This window comes from Psychrobacter sp. LV10R520-6 (assembly GCF_900182925.1).
In the GTDB taxonomy this organism is placed as follows: domain Bacteria; phylum Pseudomonadota; class Gammaproteobacteria; order Pseudomonadales; family Moraxellaceae; genus Psychrobacter.
In genome coordinates this window covers 3,146,138-3,165,109 of the sequence record NZ_LT900024.1, presented here as the reverse complement: position 1 = coordinate 3,165,109, position 18,972 = coordinate 3,146,138, and the positions used below count along the sequence as shown (strand labels likewise).

Genomic DNA, 18,972 nt, shown 5'->3' with positions numbered 1-18,972 from the left:
GATTTATGAGTCAATCGAATACCACAGATATTACCGCTTACATGCAAGAAGTCGGTCAGCAAGCGCGCGCGGCCTCACGTGCTCTTGCCGCTGCCAATACCGGTAGTAAGAATTCAGCACTCATGGCCATTCATGATGAATTGGTCAACGCAAAACAGGACATATTAGCTGCAAATAAGATTGATATGGATAAGGGTCAAAAAAATGATCTTGACGCAGCACTACTTGACCGCTTAGAGCTAAATGATGAGCGTTTTGCAGGTATGCTCCAAGGCCTAAAAGACGTCTCAACACTCCCCGACCCTATTGGCGAAGTCACTGATATGACTTTTCAGCCGTCAGGAATCCATTTGGGTAAAATGCGTGTGCCTCTCGGCGTGGTTGGTATGATTTATGAATCGCGTCCCAACGTTACCTTGGAAGCGGCATCACTAGCGCTCAAATCGGGCAATGCCATTATTTTACGTGGCGGTTCTGAAGCGTTTGAGTCTAACCAAGCGATTGCTAAATGTATCCATCGCGGTCTAAAAAATGTTGGATTATCTGAGCATAGCGTCCAAGTACTACAAACTACTGATCGCGCTGCGGTTGGTGAATTAATTACCATGACCGAATATGTCGATGTGATTGTCCCACGTGGCGGTAAAGGCTTAATTGCACGCGTTAGCCGTGATGCAAAAGTGCCTGTAATTAAGCATCTAGATGGCAACTGTCATACCTTTATCGATCGCGATGCCGAGCCAAAGATTGCTATCGAAGTCAGCGTCAATGCCAAAACTCATCGTTATGGCACTTGTAATACTATGGAAACGTTATTGGTTGATGAGGCGGTCGCTGATGACTTGTTGCCACAAATTGCTGAGGCTATTATAGAAGCTGATGATGCCATGCAACTGCGTCTCGATGACAAGTCGCAAGCGATTTTGAATGACAATCCTAAGCTTAAAGGTCATCTGTCAGCCGCAACTGAAGAGGACTGGGATACTGAATATTTAGCGCCCATACTGGCCGTCAAGGTCGTAGCAGGAATTGATGAAGCCATCGAGCATATTAATACTCATGGCAGCCAACATACTGACGTGATTATCACCGATAACTATAGTAAATCGCAGCGCTTTATCCGTGAAGTAGACTCAGCAAGCGTCATGATTAACGCTTCAAGTCGCTTTGCTGATGGTTTTGAATATGGTTTAGGTGCTGAGATTGGTATCTCAACCGATAAGATTCATGCCCGTGGTCCAGTTGGTCTTGAAGGCTTGACCTCACAGAAATGGATCGTTTATGGTCATGGCGAAACTCGTGCTTAGTTAAGCAACACGCTTTTCCATAGATTTTAGCCATTTAAAAACGTCAGCATTTATGCTGGCGTTTTTTTTGTGCGCTGAATTTATAGCATTTTCAATATAAGACGTATTTTGCTTTTTCATGGGTCTTATTTACTTACACCCACGTTAACGTTATTTTTTCAAAATAAAAAAACCGCCCAGCATAAGCCAAGCGGTTGTTATTTCAATTTATTTAAAACTCATAAAAGCTAATTTTAGCTCATCAAAAGCTGCTTATTGGTTTTTAGCATAAACTGGTTTTTTAGCACAAAGTGCTTCGACCTTTTTGACAGTATCAGCAATCACTTGCTCATCACCACGGCTGTCTATAACATCGCACATCCAACCCGCCAATTCTGTTACGTCTGCTTCATCAAAGCCGCGCGTAGTCACCGCTGCAGTACCGATACGGATACCAGACGTGACGAACGGAGATTTTGGATCATTGGGCACGGCGTTTTTGTTGACAGTAATATGTGCATCACCCAACCATTTATCTGCTTCTTTACCCGTCATTTCTTGCTTGACTAAGCTGATAAGCATTAGATGATTTTCAGTACCGCCAGAGATGATTTCATAGCCACGTTCTTGAATAACAGTGGCCATTGCTTGGGCGTTTTTAACCACTTGCTGCTGATAAGTCTTAAAGTTGTCTTCTAAAGCTTCTTTAAAACAAACCGCTTTAGCAGCGATTACGTGCATCAACGGGCCACCTTGGTTGCCCGGAAATACCGCTGAGTTTAGTTTTTTCGCAAGTTTTTCATCACGAGAAAGAATCATACCTGAGCGTGGGCCACGTAGCGTTTTATGCGTGGTGGTGGTCACTACATCGGCAAACGGTACTGGGTTTGGATAAACGCCAGTAGCAGCAAGACCGGCAACGTGTGCCATATCGACTAATAGGTAAGCACCTACTTCATCCGCGATATCACGAAAGCGCTGCCAATTGACAACTTGCGAGTACGCTGAGAAGCCTGCAATAATCATTTTAGGTTTGTGCTCACGCGCTAAGCTATCCACTTGGTCATAATCGATAAGACCCGTTTCTTCAACTAAACCATATTGTACGGCGTTGTAGTTGATGCCTGAAAAGTTAATGTGCGCGCCATGAGTCAAGTGACCACCCGCATCAAGGCTCATGCCAAGAATGGTGTCATTTGCATCAAGAAGTGCTAAAAATACGGCTGAGTTCGCTTGGCTGCCTGAGTGTGGCTGGACGTTTACATATTCTGCGCCAAACAATTCTTTTGCGCGGTCAATGGCCAATTGCTCAACAACGTCTACATGCTCACAACCACCATAATAGCGCTTGCCTGGATAGCCTTCAGCATATTTATTGGTTAAATCGGTACCTTGTGCTTCCATTACCGCTTGTGAGCAGTAGTTTTCTGAAGCAATAAGCTCAATATGGTTTTCTTGACGAACGCTTTCGGCTGCCATAGCTTCAGCAAGTACGGGATCATATTCCTTGATCGATATATCTTTAAACATATTCATGTCCTATAGAGTGAGGTGACTTTTATTAGAAGGGGTTTAATTAGCATAGAGCTATTAGAATAGAACTATCAAAAGGGGTCAGCCTATAATCGGCTCATCATACTCAGCAATAATTTTGATACGATCTTGCATCTTAAATTTGCTGCAAAACAAGTGTACCATGAAACTTTATGTTACGAACGCAAAAAATCTCACCTTATCTTGAGTAGGATACATGGCCATATTTTTACTATATAAATATATATGAATCAGTTACTTATAAATATAAAATCTGATTAGCAACTATAAATTTATATGGAAGTTGTTAAATAAAAATCTAATAACGAGAGAAAATAATAAAATAGTTGACCAATTGGTCAACTATTTTATTTTACTAATGATATATTTAAATGTCCAGCAGTTTTTGACAAAATTGCGGCAAAAAAGTTTCACTGATGAGAAATTTGCGCCCATACCAATCATAACGTGTTTGTCGTTGCCATCCCTTAGAGGTATGGCAGATACAGCGCTGATTGGGCAGTGTGCGGCAGCGCTTAAATAACACGTAACCAATGGGTGTGCCTTTTAACTGTTGCAGACGGCGCGCGCGACCTTTTAAACTAGATAATGGAAAAATGCTTTGTGCCCATACCCACGGTAGCTCGTCGTTGCCATATAACTGCACTTCACGTACCCATGCGAGCATCGGCCGATTCAGTGCTGAGCCTTGTAGCCCGAGCTGCTGCTTTTGACTTAAAGACAGTTGGCGATAGCCTTCAAAACTGCGCTGAACTCGTAACGGCTGCCCCGCTTTTGCTTCTAATACTGCAGTCAAAGAGCCTTCAGTATTGAGCCATGACAACAGCTCTAAAGGTGGAGAATTTTTAAGCATACAAGAAAGTTTAAAATTAGACATAGTCAAAGGCTAAATATCATTAGGAATGAGATTACATATTTGGGAAATAACGGCTAAGCATCACTATCAAAATTAGGCATATTATCGACGTTAAATGGCAATGCTGCGTGCGCTTGCTGGCGATATTGCGCCATACGCATACGATCTTCGCTACAGAAATTTGCAATCGCCGGTACAAAGCGTGGATCATATATACGATGTAACGAATGGGTCTTAGTAGGGATAAAGCCACGAATCAGCTTATGCTCTCCCTGCGTTCCAGGATCAAAATAAGTCAAACCTTGCTCGATGGCGAACTCAATTCCTTGATAATAACACAGCTCAAAGTGCAGACTATCGTACTCACCCAGTGCGCCCCAGTAGCGACCGTATAAGGTAGCCGTTGTTAAATCTGTCGTATTGTCAGGAACGTCGTATAGGAACAAACTGCTGGCGATAATCTCACCCTTACTGTCACAAGCTTGCGCTAAAAACAGATTCTCTGGCATGCTTTGCGCCAATGCCGTAAAAAAATCAGCGGTTAAGTACGGCTGCTGACCGCGTACTGCATAGGTCATTACATAACAATGGTAAAATGCTTTCCAATCCGCATCAGTAATATCATTGCCACATTTTCGATAGCATTTGATACCTTGCTCAGCGACTTTTCTACGCTCAGCCCGAATGGTTTTACGCTTTTTAGCTTTTAAGGTCATTAAGAAGGCGTCAAAGTCTGTAAAGGGTTGTCCGTCTTCGGTTAAGTTTTTATTCTGCCATAAGAACTGACAGCCTTGGCGCTCAAGCATTGGTGTATTTAGAGAGGCGTTATCTGATTCGGCATTCTGGCCTTGTATTATATTATCTATCTCGTCAGCACTAGGTATAGCAGACGTTTCTACTGTCGCCAGTTTGGCAAGCTCAGGCGTGACGAACAATCCATGCCAGCCTGATGCGCCTACTTGCTGCGCAATATCATCCACTCCTGCAATGGCGGTCTGTACAATCTCGGCACTAAGGCTTTCACCTTTCGCCAACCATAAACGCTCGCCGGTGATGGGCGTATATGGTGCGCTAGTCACTAGGCGCGGATAATAGTCAATACCATAACGCGCATACGCTTCTGCCCAAGCATGATCAAATACGAACTCACCTTGATGATGGCCTTTTACAAACACCGGCATCACCGCAACAGGCTGCATAAGAGCTGTATTATCATTATTATTGCCATTAATACTACTATCATCTGTAGCAGAATCCATATCGGTATCTACTTCGTTTTGGCGGTAAACCAATACAAAAATAGGCAACCAGCCTGCCCGCTCGCCAATGGCACCGGTGTCACTCAATGCTTGCCAAAAGGCAAACGACATAAAAGGGGTATCAGGGGTCTGCCAATCTGCCTGACTTTGCCAACTGCTATCACCCAGTAACGCATACTGTAAGCTCATAGTCATATTTTTAATTGCCACTATATTATTAATTATTTAGTTATTCATTAGCCTAGCAAATTTCTACTGTGTTGCTGTCACAATTTGCAAGTATAATTACTAGCATGAACTGAAAACCGATATAGTATTACTGCCAACTTACTCTAAAATTGGCCGAATATAAATGCTATTTTATAGGTCAAATAGGTTATAAATTAGGATAAAAAAATGACCGTCCATCGCCCTATATTTCTTACAGCATGTCGAACCTTACTGCTGCCATTAGTCGTTGTCAATCTCGCCATCGTCTTATCAGGTTGTGATAAATCGATACTCTCCAACAATACAGCGCAAAACGAAGTGATCATCGCCGATACAGCTGATGTCGAAAGCACTATTGCTGCTAATGACCAAACTGTATCAATCGCTCACATGGCAAAAATAACAGATACTAGTCTGACCACAGCAAGTCAAAATACAGTCAGTCTATCAGGGTACCAAAATCTAAGCTTTGGGCAGATTATTACCCCTGAGCTTTTGGTTGATCAGGGATTAACTAAGGAAAGCAATGATAATACACAATGCTATTACGTGAGCAATCCAAAACTAACCTATATTGATAAAGAGTACGGAGAACGTGCCTCGGTGTTATATCAAATTATAGATGATAAGGTAGCATTAATAGTCATTCAGGACCCCACAACGTCATTTTATATAGACATTAATGTAGGTGATTCAGTTGATGAAGTCATGACGTCTCATAATAACAATCTGGTTTATGAAGTCGATAAATATGATCAATCAGGTAACTACTACCATCTCATTCATGATATTTCAGACAAGCGCGCTACTACCAATAGCACCAATCAAGCGAGCACAGTGAACGATCTGCCTCTGAAAATTAAATACAATATAGTAGGCGGTAAAAAAATTATTAATACTGCTAGTGATGTAGATATTGAGTTAGATAAATGGACACCCAGTCAACTTGCACAGCTACAAGGTAATGTGGAAACGATAGAGATTGGTATTCCAGCTGCTATTAGGCTCACTGAAGGTTGCTCATAGCATAGAGTACGGAAAATTAAAGGCTTATAGGCCTTATCAAGTGTAGTAACACTCTATAAAGAAAGCTTCCTACAAGAATATAGGTGACTTTACGGTTTGTTTATTTTTTAAAATAACAGTAAAGGCTGTTTGTCTGTTACTTATATTTACAATGTGTCTATCAGTTTTATTACTTATATTTAAAAAACAGCGATGCTATGGAAAGGATGATATTTACGCTGATGACTGATAGAATATGGGTATTAATACGCGACTCTCAACTTAATAGGGGCTATCGTAGGCTGGCGCTTTTAGCCCAGTCAATCGTAACAATTTGCCAAAAACGCTGGGCTAAAGCCACAGCCTACGCCAAAAATTATGATAGTTGAGAGTGGGGTTATTAATAGTTTAATATAATTCAGATACGCACGATACGAGCGCAAAGAGTATACTTAGTTCACTATGCGAGATTGACATCGTATTTGGTATCGGATTTATAGTGAATGAACTAAATGCGGCGTCAGCACTTCACTTTCAGGCAGTTTAGATTAAATAGTCAAAGTGCCTTTTTAATGAATGTTAACCAAAGTTAACGAGAGAAAAATTCTAAGCAGGCTCGAAACTCTCCAAAAGACTACCTATAATATATTTGATCTAACCGCATAGCCCATTATTGCATAAGGGCTGTATAGAACTATTGAATCATTGAATTATATTTAAGCCTTATTATCAACGACAACCAAAAGGAATGCCCTACTACAATGTCAAAAATTATTTATACAAAAACTGACGAAGCCCCAGCGCTAGCGACTCTATCATTCTTGCCTATCGTTAAAGCGTTTACTCACACCGCAGGAATTTCTATTGAAACCACGGATATCTCTGTTGCAGCGCGAGTGTTGGCTGAATTCTCCGATTACTTAAGGGAAGAACAACGCGTTCCCGACAATCTAGCTGAGCTTGGTAGACTAACGCAGGAACCTGACACCAATATTATTAAATTGCCTAACGTCAGTGCCTCTACTCCCCAGTTAAAAGCGTGCATTAAAGAGTTGCAGGACAAAGGCTACGCGATACCTAATTTTCCAGATGATCCAAAAACGGATGAAGAAAAAGAAATTCGTCAGCGCTACGGTAAGAGTTTAGGCAGTTCGGTTAACCCTGTTTTACGTGAAGGTAACTCAGACCGCCGTGCACCGAAAGCGGTTAAGAATTTTGCTCGCAAGCATCCGCATTCTATGGGTGAATGGAAGCAATGGTCACAGACGCACGTATCGCACATGCACAGTGGCGACTTCTATGCTGGCGAGCAATCTATCACCTTAGACAAAGCGCGTACCGTACGTATGGAACGCTTAGCTGAAGATGGCACTGTTAAGGTCTTAAAACCAGAGATTGCATTGCTTGACAAAGAAGTCATAGACCTGATGTTCATGAGCAAACAAGCGCTATGTGAATTTTATGAGCGTGAAATGGAAGATTGCCGTGAAGCGGGCATTTTATTTTCATTGCACGTAAAAGCAACCATGATGAAGGTTTCTCACCCTATCGTATTTGGACATGCGGTTAAAATATATTATAAAGATGCTTTCGAGAAGCACGGCGCTTTCTTTGACGAGTTAGGCATTAACGTCAATAACGGCATGGCAAGTTTGTACGAAAAAATTGCAGAGCTACCAACCAGTAAGCGTGAAGAAATTGAGCGCGACTTACATGCATGCCAAGTACATCGTCCCCGTCTTGCTATGGTTGATTCATCAAAAGGTATTACCAACTTCCATTCACCCAGTGACGTTATTGTAGATGCTTCTATGCCCGCCATGATCCGCTCAGGTGGTAAAATGTGGGGCGCTGATGGAAAAATGTATGACTGTAAAGCGGTCATGCCAGAATCTACCTTTGCGCGTATCTATCAAGAAATGATTAACTTCTGTAAATGGCATGGCAATTTTGACCCAACCACGATGGGTACCGTCCCTAATGTGGGCTTAATGGCGCAACAAGCAGAAGAATATGGCTCACACGATAAAACTTTCGAAGCCAGCGATGCGGGTATGGCTCGTATTGTTGACGTTGACACCGGTGAAGTATTGCTTGAGCAGCGTGTTGAAAAGGGCGATATTTGGCGCATGTGTCAGGTCAAAGATGAGCCGATTCAAGATTGGGTTAAATTGGCTGTGCGCCGCGGGCGCGAATCAAATATGCCTGTCGTTTTTTGGTTAGACTCTTACCGTCCACACGAAAATGAACTGATCAAAAAAGTTAGAACCTACCTAAAAGATCATGACACCGAAGGCCTGCACATCGAAATTATGTCACAGGTTCGCGCGATGCGTTATACCTTAGAGCGCGTCGCTCGTGGTCTTGATACTATCTCTGTTACGGGTAATATCCTAAGAGACTATTTAACTGACTTGTTCCCCATTCTAGAATTAGGAACGAGTGCTAAAATGTTGTCAGTAGTACCGCTGATGAAAGGTGGTGGTTTGTTTGAAACGGGCGCTGGTGGTTCTGCACCAAAGCACGTTCAACAGTTGCTTGAGGAAAACCATTTACGTTGGGATTCTCTAGGTGAGTTTTTGGCCTTGACGGTCTCTTTAGAACACTTGGCAACCAACAACGACAATGCCAAAGCGCAAGTATTGGCGGATACGCTTGATAAAGCCACAGAAACACTGTTATTAAATAACAAAGGTCCCTCACGTAAAACTGGTGAGCTGGATAACCGTGGCAGTCACTTCTATCTGGCCATGTACTGGGCTCAAGAGCTGGCGGCACAAAGTGGCGATGCGGAGCTACAAGCACAGTTTGCGCCACTTGCCGAAAAGCTAACCAGCAATGAAGACGCGATTGTTAAAGAACTGAATGACGTTCAGGGCAAGCCTGTCGATGTTAATGGCTACTACTTTGCCGATGAGGCATTGCTCAAGCAAGCGATGCGTCCAAGCACCTTATTCAATGAGGCGATTGCATCGTTGTAACTCTTCTTAAGTAACTGAGCTTAGCTCATTGCACTTAAGCCATTGTGCTTAGGTAATTAGGCTTAAGCAACTTTGCACTTTAAGGCTTTTTAAGCCCATACAAAAAACACCTCAACAGTCTAAGACTATTGGGGTGTTTTTTATTATATTTTATTTATTAGGACGTTTTAAAACTTCATAAAAAAACCATTTACCTTTAAGTAAATGGCTTTTTAACTAACAAAGGGTATAAAGTGAATAACACGATTAGGCATCCATGTGCTTAATCACCGCTTTACCAAACTCAGAAGTACTTAATAGGATAGCATCCGGCATTAAACGCTCAAAGTCATAAGTGACTGTTTTATTCTTGATAGCGCCTTGAATGCCTTCGATAATGAGGTCGGCAGCTTCTGTCCAGCCCATATCACGCAGCATCATCTCAGCCGACAAAATAAGCGAGCCGGGGTTTACTTTATTCTGGCCCGCATACTTAGGTGCTGTACCATGAGTCGCTTCATAGACAGCGATTGCGCCACCTTTGTTAGCGCCTGGTGCGATACCAATACCCCCAACTTCTGCCGCTAGGGCGTCAGAGATATAGTCGCCGTTTAGGTTCAAAGTAGCGATTACTGAGTAATCCGCAGGACGCATTAAGATTTGCTGTAAGAATGCATCAGCGATCACGTCTTTAATGACGATCTCGTTACCTGTTTTTGGGTTCTTCATAGTCATCCATGGACCACCGTCTAGCAATTCAGCATCAAAGCGCTCAGTTGCAAGCTCATAGCCCCAGTCTTTAAACGCGCCTTCCGTGTACTTCATGATGTTACCCTTATGAACTAGAGTCACACTGGGTAAATCATTATCGATAGCATGTTGAATGGCTTTACGTACCAGACGCTGTGACCCTTCTTTTGATACCGGCTTAATACCGATACCACAGTTTTCTGGGAAACGAATTTTGGTTACGCCCATCTCATTTTGTAAGAAGTCAATTACTTTGATCGCGTCGTCAGTACCTGCTTTCCACTCAATACCGGCATAGATATCTTCTGAGTTTTCACGAAAGATAATCATATCCGTTAGTTCAGGATGATGCACTGGGCTGGGCACGCCTTCGAACCAACGTACGGGACGCTGACAAACATAGAGGTCAAGCTCTTGACGCAATGCGACGTTTAATGAACGCATACCGCCACCAACGGGCGTGGTCAATGGACCTTTGATGCTGATCACATAGTCACGTAAAATTTCAAGGGTCTCTTCTGGCATAAAGGCGCCATCATAGATGTTAGAGGCTTTTTCGCCACAATATACTTCCATCCAAATGATTGATTTTTTGCCTTTATAAGCTTTTTCTACTGCCGCATCAACCACTTTGATCATCACAGGAGTAATATCTACACCAATACCATCACCTTCGATAAAAGGAATGATTGGATGATTGGGTACGTTAAAAGATAAATCGGCGTTTACGGTTACTTTTTCGCCGTCTCTTGGTACGATAACCTTATCATAGGACATGAATCAAACTCCTTGATTGTATGTTGGATGTCGCAAGCACGCTGGGCACTCTGTTATGATGATAACGTTATGAAGGCCTGCTAGATAAGTAAAAGCGAGGTCGAGCGGCGCGCTAGGCGAGGTCATGGAAAATAGATCTAAAAATAGCAGTACTAATGCGAAACAAGATACCAATATTGCAGAAACTACAGTACTAATAACAAATTAGGAACAGGTGCAAAGCATATAAGCACCTTGCACAATAGTTGACAATAGTTGATTAATTTATAGATTTAATATATAAGAAAGGTCACAATTTATCCTCACTATAGTACCAAAATAAAGGGCTTATAAATGATTTTTCTTATGCATGGGTCATATGCAACTATCAATATTATAAATACCACTATTGTAGCATGGTTTTATTTTGTTTTTGGGTGCACAGGCATACTGGACTAATATTGATTGGCACACGCCTTATTCTTATGTTTATGAGTACCACTTTCTTATTACAAAATTTTTAATGCCTTATCTGTCATAATTGTACGGTATAGCGCTTTATCCGTGTTTGATCATATCTTATGTTGGGATATGACTTAATTTAGGAATAGTTATTTTATGTCGACCTCAAGTCTTATATTATTTAATAAGCCTTATGGCGTACAAAGTCAGTTCCGCGATGATGGAGGTAACTCACATACAACCCTCGCTCCATATTTTAGCGATAAAACGTTGCGTATTGCGGGTAGACTCGATGCCACCTCAGAAGGCTTATTAATCCTAACCGATGATGGACGAGTGAATAAGGCCATCACTCAGCCGCCACGCGCTGATAGCTTTAAAGAGTCTTCACTAAAACAAGGTAAAACGTATTTAGTGCAAGTTGAGGGAGTAGCCACGCCAGCACAACTGGCTGAGCTGGCCAAGGGTGTGACGCTTAAAGACGGCAAGACATTGCCGGCAATCGCTGTTATGGTTGAGGAAGTCGACTTACCCGTCGAGCTATGGCAACGTGACCCGCCTATTCGCGAGCGCAAGAATGTACCAACCTCATGGCTGATGCTGACCATTTATGAAGGCAAGAATCGTCAAGTCCGACGTATGACTGCGCATGTAGGTCTGCCTTGCCTGCGCCTCATTCGTTGGTCGGTCGCAGGGTTTGAGCTTGGCTCACTGGCGGTTGGAGAGTTTGTACGCATTCATCTCAGTACCGAACGCTGCAGACAGTTGGGTATTGTTAACTAGTGCTTTTGGGAACAGGTTTGGTGTCGTCTTTTTAATTTTAAAGTATATTTAGAACCTAGTCTATCTAAAGCCGTTACGACATTTTAAAGGTAGCGTCTCGAACTGGTAAGGTTTATCTGCTAAGATTCAGCACTTTATTATATACTCGCGGCAGGTCTTGTCCACTTGTCATTTAGCCCGCCCATGTTAAGGATATGTCATGTTTATTTCTCGTCGTTTTTTCTTATTTGCTGCTGTCCTTTCTACGACATTTGCGCTCTACGGGTGTCAGCCGACAACAGAAAATGACGAGATAACGCCAACGGAAGAAATCACTCCGTCATCGACTCAGATGCCTGACTCTGATACTAATACTGTAGAAAACATCGACCCACGTGCCGGTCATGACATGACAGAAGGCGATATGATGGGAGATGAGGCTCAAATGACGGATATACTCAAAGAGTACACTAAGTCGATGACTCAAATGCGTGATGAGATGATGATTGGTATGGTTTATAACGATCCTGATACCGCATTTGCTAAAGGGATGCTGGGACATCATCGCGGCGCAGTAGATATGGCTAAAATTGAGCTAAAATACGGTACTAATGTGAGTATGCGTCAGCTTGCCCAAGCTATTACAAAGGCACAGCAAACCGAAATTGATATCCTAAAAAAGTGGCTGGCCAGCCATCCTGATTCAGCCAATCCTAAGCCTGATACACCAGCAATGCAAAAAGCTTATGCTGATGGAATGAACGCGATGCATGGTGAGATGATGCTTGGTATCGCAGATCCAGTACCAGATATGGCGTTTGCTCGTGGAATGTTGCCTCATCATATCGGTGCGGTAGATATGGCAAAAATACAGCTCAAATATGGTACAGATGAAGAAATGCGTAAGCTGGCACAAGAGATTATCGATGCGCAGCAGCCTGAGATTGAGCTGATGCAAAACTGGATTGCTGCTTATGGCGCTGATGCTGGCGTTACTTCTGATGATACAAAAAACGCTTCAGATGCAAAGGAAGCCGTAGAACCTACTAAGATTAATAAACCTAACGTCTAAATTTAAAACGTATGGCTAAAAGCCCCTGCCAAACAATTATGTTTAGCAGGGGCTTTTTATTGTGAGCTTATCAATTGCTTATTTATAAGTAGCTACTTTTCTATAGGTAATTCTCGGCTTAACCCTTATAACGTGTCATTACCTCAAGCCATGCTTGCCATACCGGAGTGGACGTAAGATTATCAGCTTCCTGTTCTGATTCTGATAGCTTATCAGCCCCCGCTAAACGCAAACTTACTTTATGAGGATACGGTTTGTTAACGTCGTCTGACTCATTATTCTCAAGCTCTTTCTGTTTTTTCGTTTTTGGCTGAACCTTTACACATATCAGCTCATCACGGCGGAATAGATGGCAGTCAACCTCATGTTGTGCTACTGACAAAGTAGACAGCTGCTTAGTATCTGCCTTAATACCATCAAGCGCGACAATCACATCATGAGCCGAAATGCCTGCTTTGGCAGCGGGGCTATCACGCTGTACCCGATTGACTTTGAGTCCAGCTGGGGTCTCACTACAGCGCATGCCCCAAGGGATGTTTTTGTCTGCGGTTTCTTTATTATCGGCTTGCATTTTAATGCCATTAGCAGCTAGTAGCTGCTCAAGAGGCAACTCTTCAACGCCATTGACGTAGCGGCTCTCAAACGCTTCCCAGTCTGCTATTGGCATAAATTGTCCAATCACCGCACCCATATCAGCAGAACTAATGCCAATACGCTGATTGTTCTTCTGTTTGGCTTGGCTATAAAATGCCTTGACCACATCGAACAAACGGTAGCGACCTTTGCTTTTTTGTAATAGGGTTAAATCCAAACACAGCGCTACCAACGCGCCTTTATTATAGTAGCTGATGCCCGCGTTTCCGGTATTTTCATCATTACGATAGAGCTTAATCCATGCATCAAAGCTCGATTCCGCGACACTTTGCTGCGTACGTCCTTGAGTCTGATGATAACGATTAATTTGTTCCGCTAACAAGGTCAAATAGCTGGCTTTATCAATGACTCCAGATGCTTGCAACATAAAGTCGTCAATATAAGAGGTAAAGCCTTCAAACACCCATAGCAGTGGCGTAAAGGCTTCTTTGCGCAAATCAACATCTAACATGACATCAGGGCGTACGGTTTTGACCCACCACGCATGAAAATATTCATGGCTACAGAGTCCTAAGAAACGCTGATAAGCAGCGCTCGGTAAATCTGGCTCATTGGCGCTGGGCAAATCGCGGCGCGGGATAATTAAGCTGGTAGAATTGATGTGCTCAAGTCCGCCATAATCTTGACCGCTGGCATAGGTCATAAAGGTGTAATCGTTGAACGGTGCATCGCCTAGCCAATTCAGATAGGTCTGGCAAATTTGGGTAACATCTTGCTGTAACCGTCCCATATTAGCAGTATGCTTACCCGAGAGAAAAAATCGATGGCTTAGGGTTTGGTGCTCATCATCTTGAATAATGAAGTCAAACCTTTGTTGCATCGAAATCTCAAACGGATGATCAATCAGTTGATAGTAGTTATCTGCTTGTAATCCATAGCCATGTTGACCATCACCCTCTTGACTGACACTTTGCAAATGAGTGGCGTCAAGTCCGCATGCCAACACCACATTGCTTAGATTTTTGCTTTCTTCTTCATTGCCTGAATGTTGATTTTCGAGGTTTTGGGCAGCCAAAAACACTTCTGGTACGAGCAAACTTACTTGCACAGGTGACTGCTCTTGCCCCTCAACCGCTAAGGCCAACGAGGTAAAATTGCCATATAAACGCTGCTGATCAACATAGGCGGTACGCACCGATAAATCATAGCAATAGACTTCATAATGTACGTGTAGCACTTGCCCTGCTTCAACTTTTGGCAGCTGCCAGGTATTTTTATCTATTTTTTGGGCACGGTGATTAGTGTTTTTGTAGTGATTAGTCGCCTGTTGGTCTTTATTAGATACTTTATCCTCATCTACAATCTGTCTGTCTTCTATTTGATAGTGCACCGCCGTGATATGGCGAGCAAATTCCCGCATGAGATAACTGCCTGGAATCCATGCCGGTAACCATAGACAAGGAGCGTCATTACTGGCCGTAAAGGTTAAGGTGACATCAACCAGATGTTCCAAAAAGCGCTCAAAATTGAGCCGGTAATTAATATCAGTAGTCGTTGCTACATCATTTATTTGAGATTTAGTCATAATCAATTCTTATCGTTGTATTTATCATTATGGTAAAAGTCCTATGTTAAAAACGCAACTGACAAACCGTGAATAAGCAACAACTGCCCTGCTATTATCATGAGAACTTCGGTTTTTATAATAATTAATGTACTAATTGGCAATTTTTATGGTTTTTACCTTGAAAGTTATGTGGGCCATCTCAATTAAAGATGCTAACTGTTAAAGTTACCCGAATAAACTGACGATAATTAACTGATGACGTGGCTTTTTAGCTGGTTGATTGGCTTTTTTAGGTTTATTGCAACCGTATTTAAATTTTTATATCGATATATTTAGGATAATTTATGACTACTATCGCAAAAGACACTGCCGTCAAGTTTAACTATACCCTAAAAGATGACGAAGGTACTATCCTTGATCAGTCTCCAGAAGGGCAACCGCTTGCTTATTTACATGGACACAGCAACATCATTCCAGGCCTTGAGCAACAACTAGAAGGCAAATCTACTGGCGAAAAAGTCAATGCTGTTGTTGAGCCTGTTGATGGCTATGGCGAATACCAAGAGCAAGCGGTACAACATGTACCACGTGATAACTTCCAAGGTGTTGATGATATCCAGCCTGGTATGCAGTTCCAGTCACAAGCGGGCGAGCAAGTAATGCTAGTGACAGTAACTGAAGTGAACGACGAAGAAGTGACTGTTGATGCTAACCATCCGTTAGCGGGCAAGCGTTTAACTTTTGATGTTGAAATCCAAGAAGTTCGTGCGGCTACTGAAGAAGAACTAGGCCATGGCCATGTACATGGTGCTGGCGGCGTTGAGCACTAAGCTTATAGCAAACGTATAGAGCATTATTACTGAATTTTAGGTGGCCGTTTAATTAAATTAATTGTTGCTTAAAACTCAGTCGCTCGAAGCAAAAAAAGCCAGTAGCAATGTCTACTGGCTTTTTTATGTACTTAATTTATGTAAATAAAATAATTGCATAGTACTGAAAACCTTTTATATTACTAACTTATAGATTAACCGTTACAGGCTGACAAACGTAATAAAACCGTATAACGACAAGCGCTATACGGTCTCAATTACTAACCATCCTTGTTAACGTTACACCATACTCAATCCCAAGTACGAGGCAACCAACGGGCATCCTGCCCTATCATCCTTACTCAGCAAGCCATCCCTGACCCAATCTATAAACTACCTATAAATACCAATCCCTAGTATAAATAAACAGTATCGTTCAAATCGTGCTGTGACTGTATAATCGCAGATTGGACTGTTGTTAGTAAGTGGCTAAGGCGTCATTACATGTAAGCATATGCTTACACCAACTTTATGGCGAATTATAACCTATAGCTTTTCTTCAGGACTAAGGTTAACTTTTGGATCAGCGGTCAACATCAGATAAGCGGATTCAGTAATATAAGCTTCGTCCTCCGGTAACTGCGGGCGTTCAGCCTCTTTCATTTGGCTTCGTTCTTCAAATTTTGCATCCATCGCAGCTTGATAAGTATTCCAGTTGGCATACGAGCGCTCACCAGTCGCTATCAAACGCTTGTTTTCCGCTTCTATCGAACGCGTCTCGATCAGTTTCATCTTGGCGCGGCGGCTATTAATATCAAGATTGATTGGTTTTTTTCCATCGTCCATATCACGAATGTCATTTAGCGCCGTTAAGTAAACAAATTGCGGATTTTTCTGCTGGCGAATTTTAGACTGCTGATTCAGGGTTGCCAACGTATTATCGCTAAACTTCGCTTCAGGCTTATAAGCTGCTGTCTTAATAGTATCCCAAGGTAACGCATTTTTTTGCGCACGCTCACCAAAGGTAGCATCATCATATATATTGACCAGCTCAACATCGGGGACGACCCCCTTATTTTGGGTACTGCCTCCCGTGATACGATAAAACTTACGCTGGGTTAAGGTTGCAGAGCCCAAAGCTAAATTATCCAGTTGAATTTGCGCTGACCCTTTACCTGTTGTGGTGTTACCGACCACCAATCCACGGCCATAATCTTGAATAGCAGCGGCAAATATTTCACTGGCAGAAGCAGAGGCCAAGTTGGTCAGTACTACCATCTTGCCGTCGTACAGTTGCTCGCCTCCATCATCATCACGGTACACTTGAACATTGCCGCGATTATCACGAATTTGTACTAAAGGCCCACTTTTAATAAATAGCCCTAGCATTTTAGCCACTTCATCTAGAGAGCCGCCAGGATTGTTGCGTAGATCCACCACCAAACCATCAATGTTTTCTTTATTCAATTCTTTAAGGGCGCTCTCGGTATCGATACTGACGCTACGATAGTCCTCACCATTACGGCGAGCGCGATAATTCAAATAAAAGCTAGGTATTTCAAGGACGCCAATGCGTTTCGGCGTGGCATCAATATTAGGACGCTGAATCTCAACCACCCGCTGGGTGACGCCAGATTCTTCTTGCTCGATAATATCACGCACGACCGTCACCGTTCGGGCGCCAGCTTCAGGGGTATTTGGTTGCCGCAGCTTAAGCGTGACCGAAGTGCCGCGCTTACCGCGAATCAGTCCGACAATCTCACGCGTTGACCAGCCCACCACATCGGTCATGGTTTTGCCATCTTCGGCAATACCGATGATTAAGTCACCGGGTTTTATCCGACTGGTCTTGGCCGCAGGGCTTCCATCGACTAAGGTCACAATGCTCGTATAGTTTGGGTTTTGACGATCGGGCCGGATAGTGACGCCAATGCCTTCTAATTGCAGGTTGGACTGAATCTGCAACTCAGTCGCTTGAATCGGCGCATAATAGTTGCTGTGGGGATCGTAAGTGAGCATGGCGGTATTTAATACCGTTTCCATGACCTCATTGTCATTAAGACGTCCCATCTGCCCTTGTTGACGTGACAAGCGATTGAGTAAAATCTCACTCGGGGTTCGCTGATCATCACGTACCAAGTCTTGCCCACGGGTAATATCAGGATTATTTAAAAAGACCTGCTCTTTGGCTTTTTCGTCTTCTTGACCCAAAGTGATACTCATCAGCTGGAACTTTAGCTGACGCGCCCAATAATCGCGCTGGGCTTTTTTGGTCTTAAAATGTCCCAGTTTTTCACGATCCAAAATGAGGGTCTGATCACTGGTTAAATCAAGATCGGTCTTGAGCATTTTTGTGGCTATCTCAAAATATTCATTAGAACGTTTACGATAGCGCTCAAAGATCTCTACGCCTGCGGACAAATCACCGCGCTTAAGCCGATTACCGAAATCACCCGCATATTTTTTATTAAATTCATCGACATCAGATTGTAAGAATAGGGTGTGATTCGGATCTAAACCATCAATATACATAGACAGAATCTCACTGCCCATTTCGCTATCAAGAGGCTGATTAAGATAATGACTACGATCCAGTAAGGCCGCTACTTGGCGGGTGGTTATTTTCTGTTCAGGCGTCGGTACGAAGCCTTCAGTTTCGGTGTTTGCGACTGCCGTGCCGTAGCTTTGGGTAAGAATAAGACCAGCGATACCCACTGACGCCGCACTGAGTAACCACTGTGCTGGTTGTTTTTTCATTATATGTACCTAGTTGTCTCAAGTTAGAAGTATTTTAAACATTGTCTGTTTTATCACAAAAAAAACCACTTAATCTATCGCTGTCCGTCAAGTTTGGCTGTTTCTACTATTTGGCCATTTCTACTACATTATTTTTACAATTGAATTATCAATTAAGCTAGCACTAAATGCCAATAAACGCACCATACTTATTTTTTATTATTATGTATTAAACGCTTTATAAAGCAGGCACTTTATTGATTCAAATAGGTAGGCATTCTCACTGTATATCTAAATTGAATGCGTAAACTGATTTTAAAGTCTAAAATTAGAT

12 protein-coding genes are annotated in these 18,972 nt (G+C 42.6%); 6 read left to right on the top strand and 6 right to left on the bottom strand.

The window, feature by feature from the left end; genetic code table 11:
• Positions 1-5: 5 nt before the first annotated feature.
• Positions 6-1,307: a glutamate-5-semialdehyde dehydrogenase gene (locus U1P77_RS13255; RefSeq protein ID WP_321155421.1), complete on the top strand. Its 1,302-nt coding sequence runs from the start codon at positions 6-8 to the stop codon at positions 1,305-1,307.
• 252 nt (positions 1,308-1,559) lie between these two features.
• Here U1P77_RS13255 and glyA read toward each other — a convergent pair whose 3' ends face one another.
• From glyA to U1P77_RS13240, 3 genes are all read right to left on the bottom strand, one after another.
• A complete protein-coding gene (gene glyA / locus U1P77_RS13250) occupies positions 1,560-2,816 on the bottom strand; it encodes a serine hydroxymethyltransferase (RefSeq protein ID WP_321155420.1) in 1,257 nt (418 codons plus the stop codon).
• Positions 2,817-3,207: 391 nt separating this feature from the next.
• Positions 3,208-3,693, bottom strand: a complete 486-nt coding sequence (locus tag U1P77_RS13245; RefSeq protein ID WP_321155419.1) for a chorismate--pyruvate lyase family protein — start codon at positions 3,691-3,693, stop codon at positions 3,208-3,210.
• A gap of 77 nt (positions 3,694-3,770) precedes the next feature.
• Entirely contained in the window at positions 3,771-5,144 is a 1,374-nt protein-coding gene (locus U1P77_RS13240) for a GNAT family N-acetyltransferase (protein ID WP_321156709.1), read from the bottom strand.
• Positions 5,145-5,351: 207 nt separating this feature from the next.
• Between U1P77_RS13240 and U1P77_RS13235 the strand changes: the two genes are divergently transcribed.
• Positions 5,352-6,191, top strand: coding sequence for a hypothetical protein (locus tag U1P77_RS13235; protein WP_321155418.1), 840 nt, complete (start codon positions 5,352-5,354; stop codon positions 6,189-6,191).
• Positions 6,192-6,931: 740 nt separating this feature from the next.
• Positions 6,932-9,151 carry an NADP-dependent isocitrate dehydrogenase gene (locus U1P77_RS13230; RefSeq protein ID WP_321155417.1) on the top strand — a complete coding sequence of 740 codons (2,220 nt, stop codon included), beginning with the start codon at positions 6,932-6,934 and terminating at the stop codon, positions 9,149-9,151.
• Positions 9,152-9,397: 246 nt separating this feature from the next.
• Here the strand turns inward: U1P77_RS13230 and icd are convergent, their stop codons facing one another.
• Complete coding sequence (gene icd / locus U1P77_RS13225; RefSeq protein WP_321155416.1) at positions 9,398-10,657, bottom strand: NADP-dependent isocitrate dehydrogenase; 1,260 nt, start codon at positions 10,655-10,657, stop codon at positions 9,398-9,400.
• Positions 10,658-11,254: 597 nt separating this feature from the next.
• Here icd and U1P77_RS13220 point away from each other — a divergent pair.
• Together U1P77_RS13220 and U1P77_RS13215 are read left to right on the top strand one after the other, a co-directional pair.
• Positions 11,255-11,881, top strand: a complete 627-nt coding sequence (locus U1P77_RS13220) for a pseudouridine synthase (protein WP_321155415.1) — start codon at positions 11,255-11,257, stop codon at positions 11,879-11,881.
• 199 nt (positions 11,882-12,080) lie between these two features.
• On the top strand, positions 12,081-12,932 hold the full coding sequence (locus U1P77_RS13215) for a CopM family metallochaperone (protein WP_321155414.1): 852 nt from the start codon (positions 12,081-12,083) through the stop codon (positions 12,930-12,932).
• Positions 12,933-13,050: 118 nt separating this feature from the next.
• Here U1P77_RS13215 and U1P77_RS13210 read toward each other — a convergent pair whose 3' ends face one another.
• Positions 13,051-15,111: a M61 family metallopeptidase gene (locus U1P77_RS13210; RefSeq protein WP_321155413.1), complete on the bottom strand. Its 2,061-nt coding sequence runs from the start codon at positions 15,109-15,111 to the stop codon at positions 13,051-13,053.
• 326 nt (positions 15,112-15,437) lie between these two features.
• Between U1P77_RS13210 and U1P77_RS13205 the strand changes: the two genes are divergently transcribed.
• Positions 15,438-15,923, top strand: a complete 486-nt coding sequence (locus tag U1P77_RS13205) for an FKBP-type peptidyl-prolyl cis-trans isomerase (RefSeq protein WP_321155412.1) — start codon at positions 15,438-15,440, stop codon at positions 15,921-15,923.
• Between the two features lie 525 nt (positions 15,924-16,448).
• On the opposite strand, the gene U1P77_RS13200 is transcribed toward U1P77_RS13205, so the two are convergent.
• Positions 16,449-18,659, bottom strand: coding sequence for a carboxy terminal-processing peptidase (locus U1P77_RS13200; protein ID WP_321155411.1), 2,211 nt, complete (start codon positions 18,657-18,659; stop codon positions 16,449-16,451).
• Between the last annotated feature and the right edge of the window lie 313 nt (positions 18,660-18,972).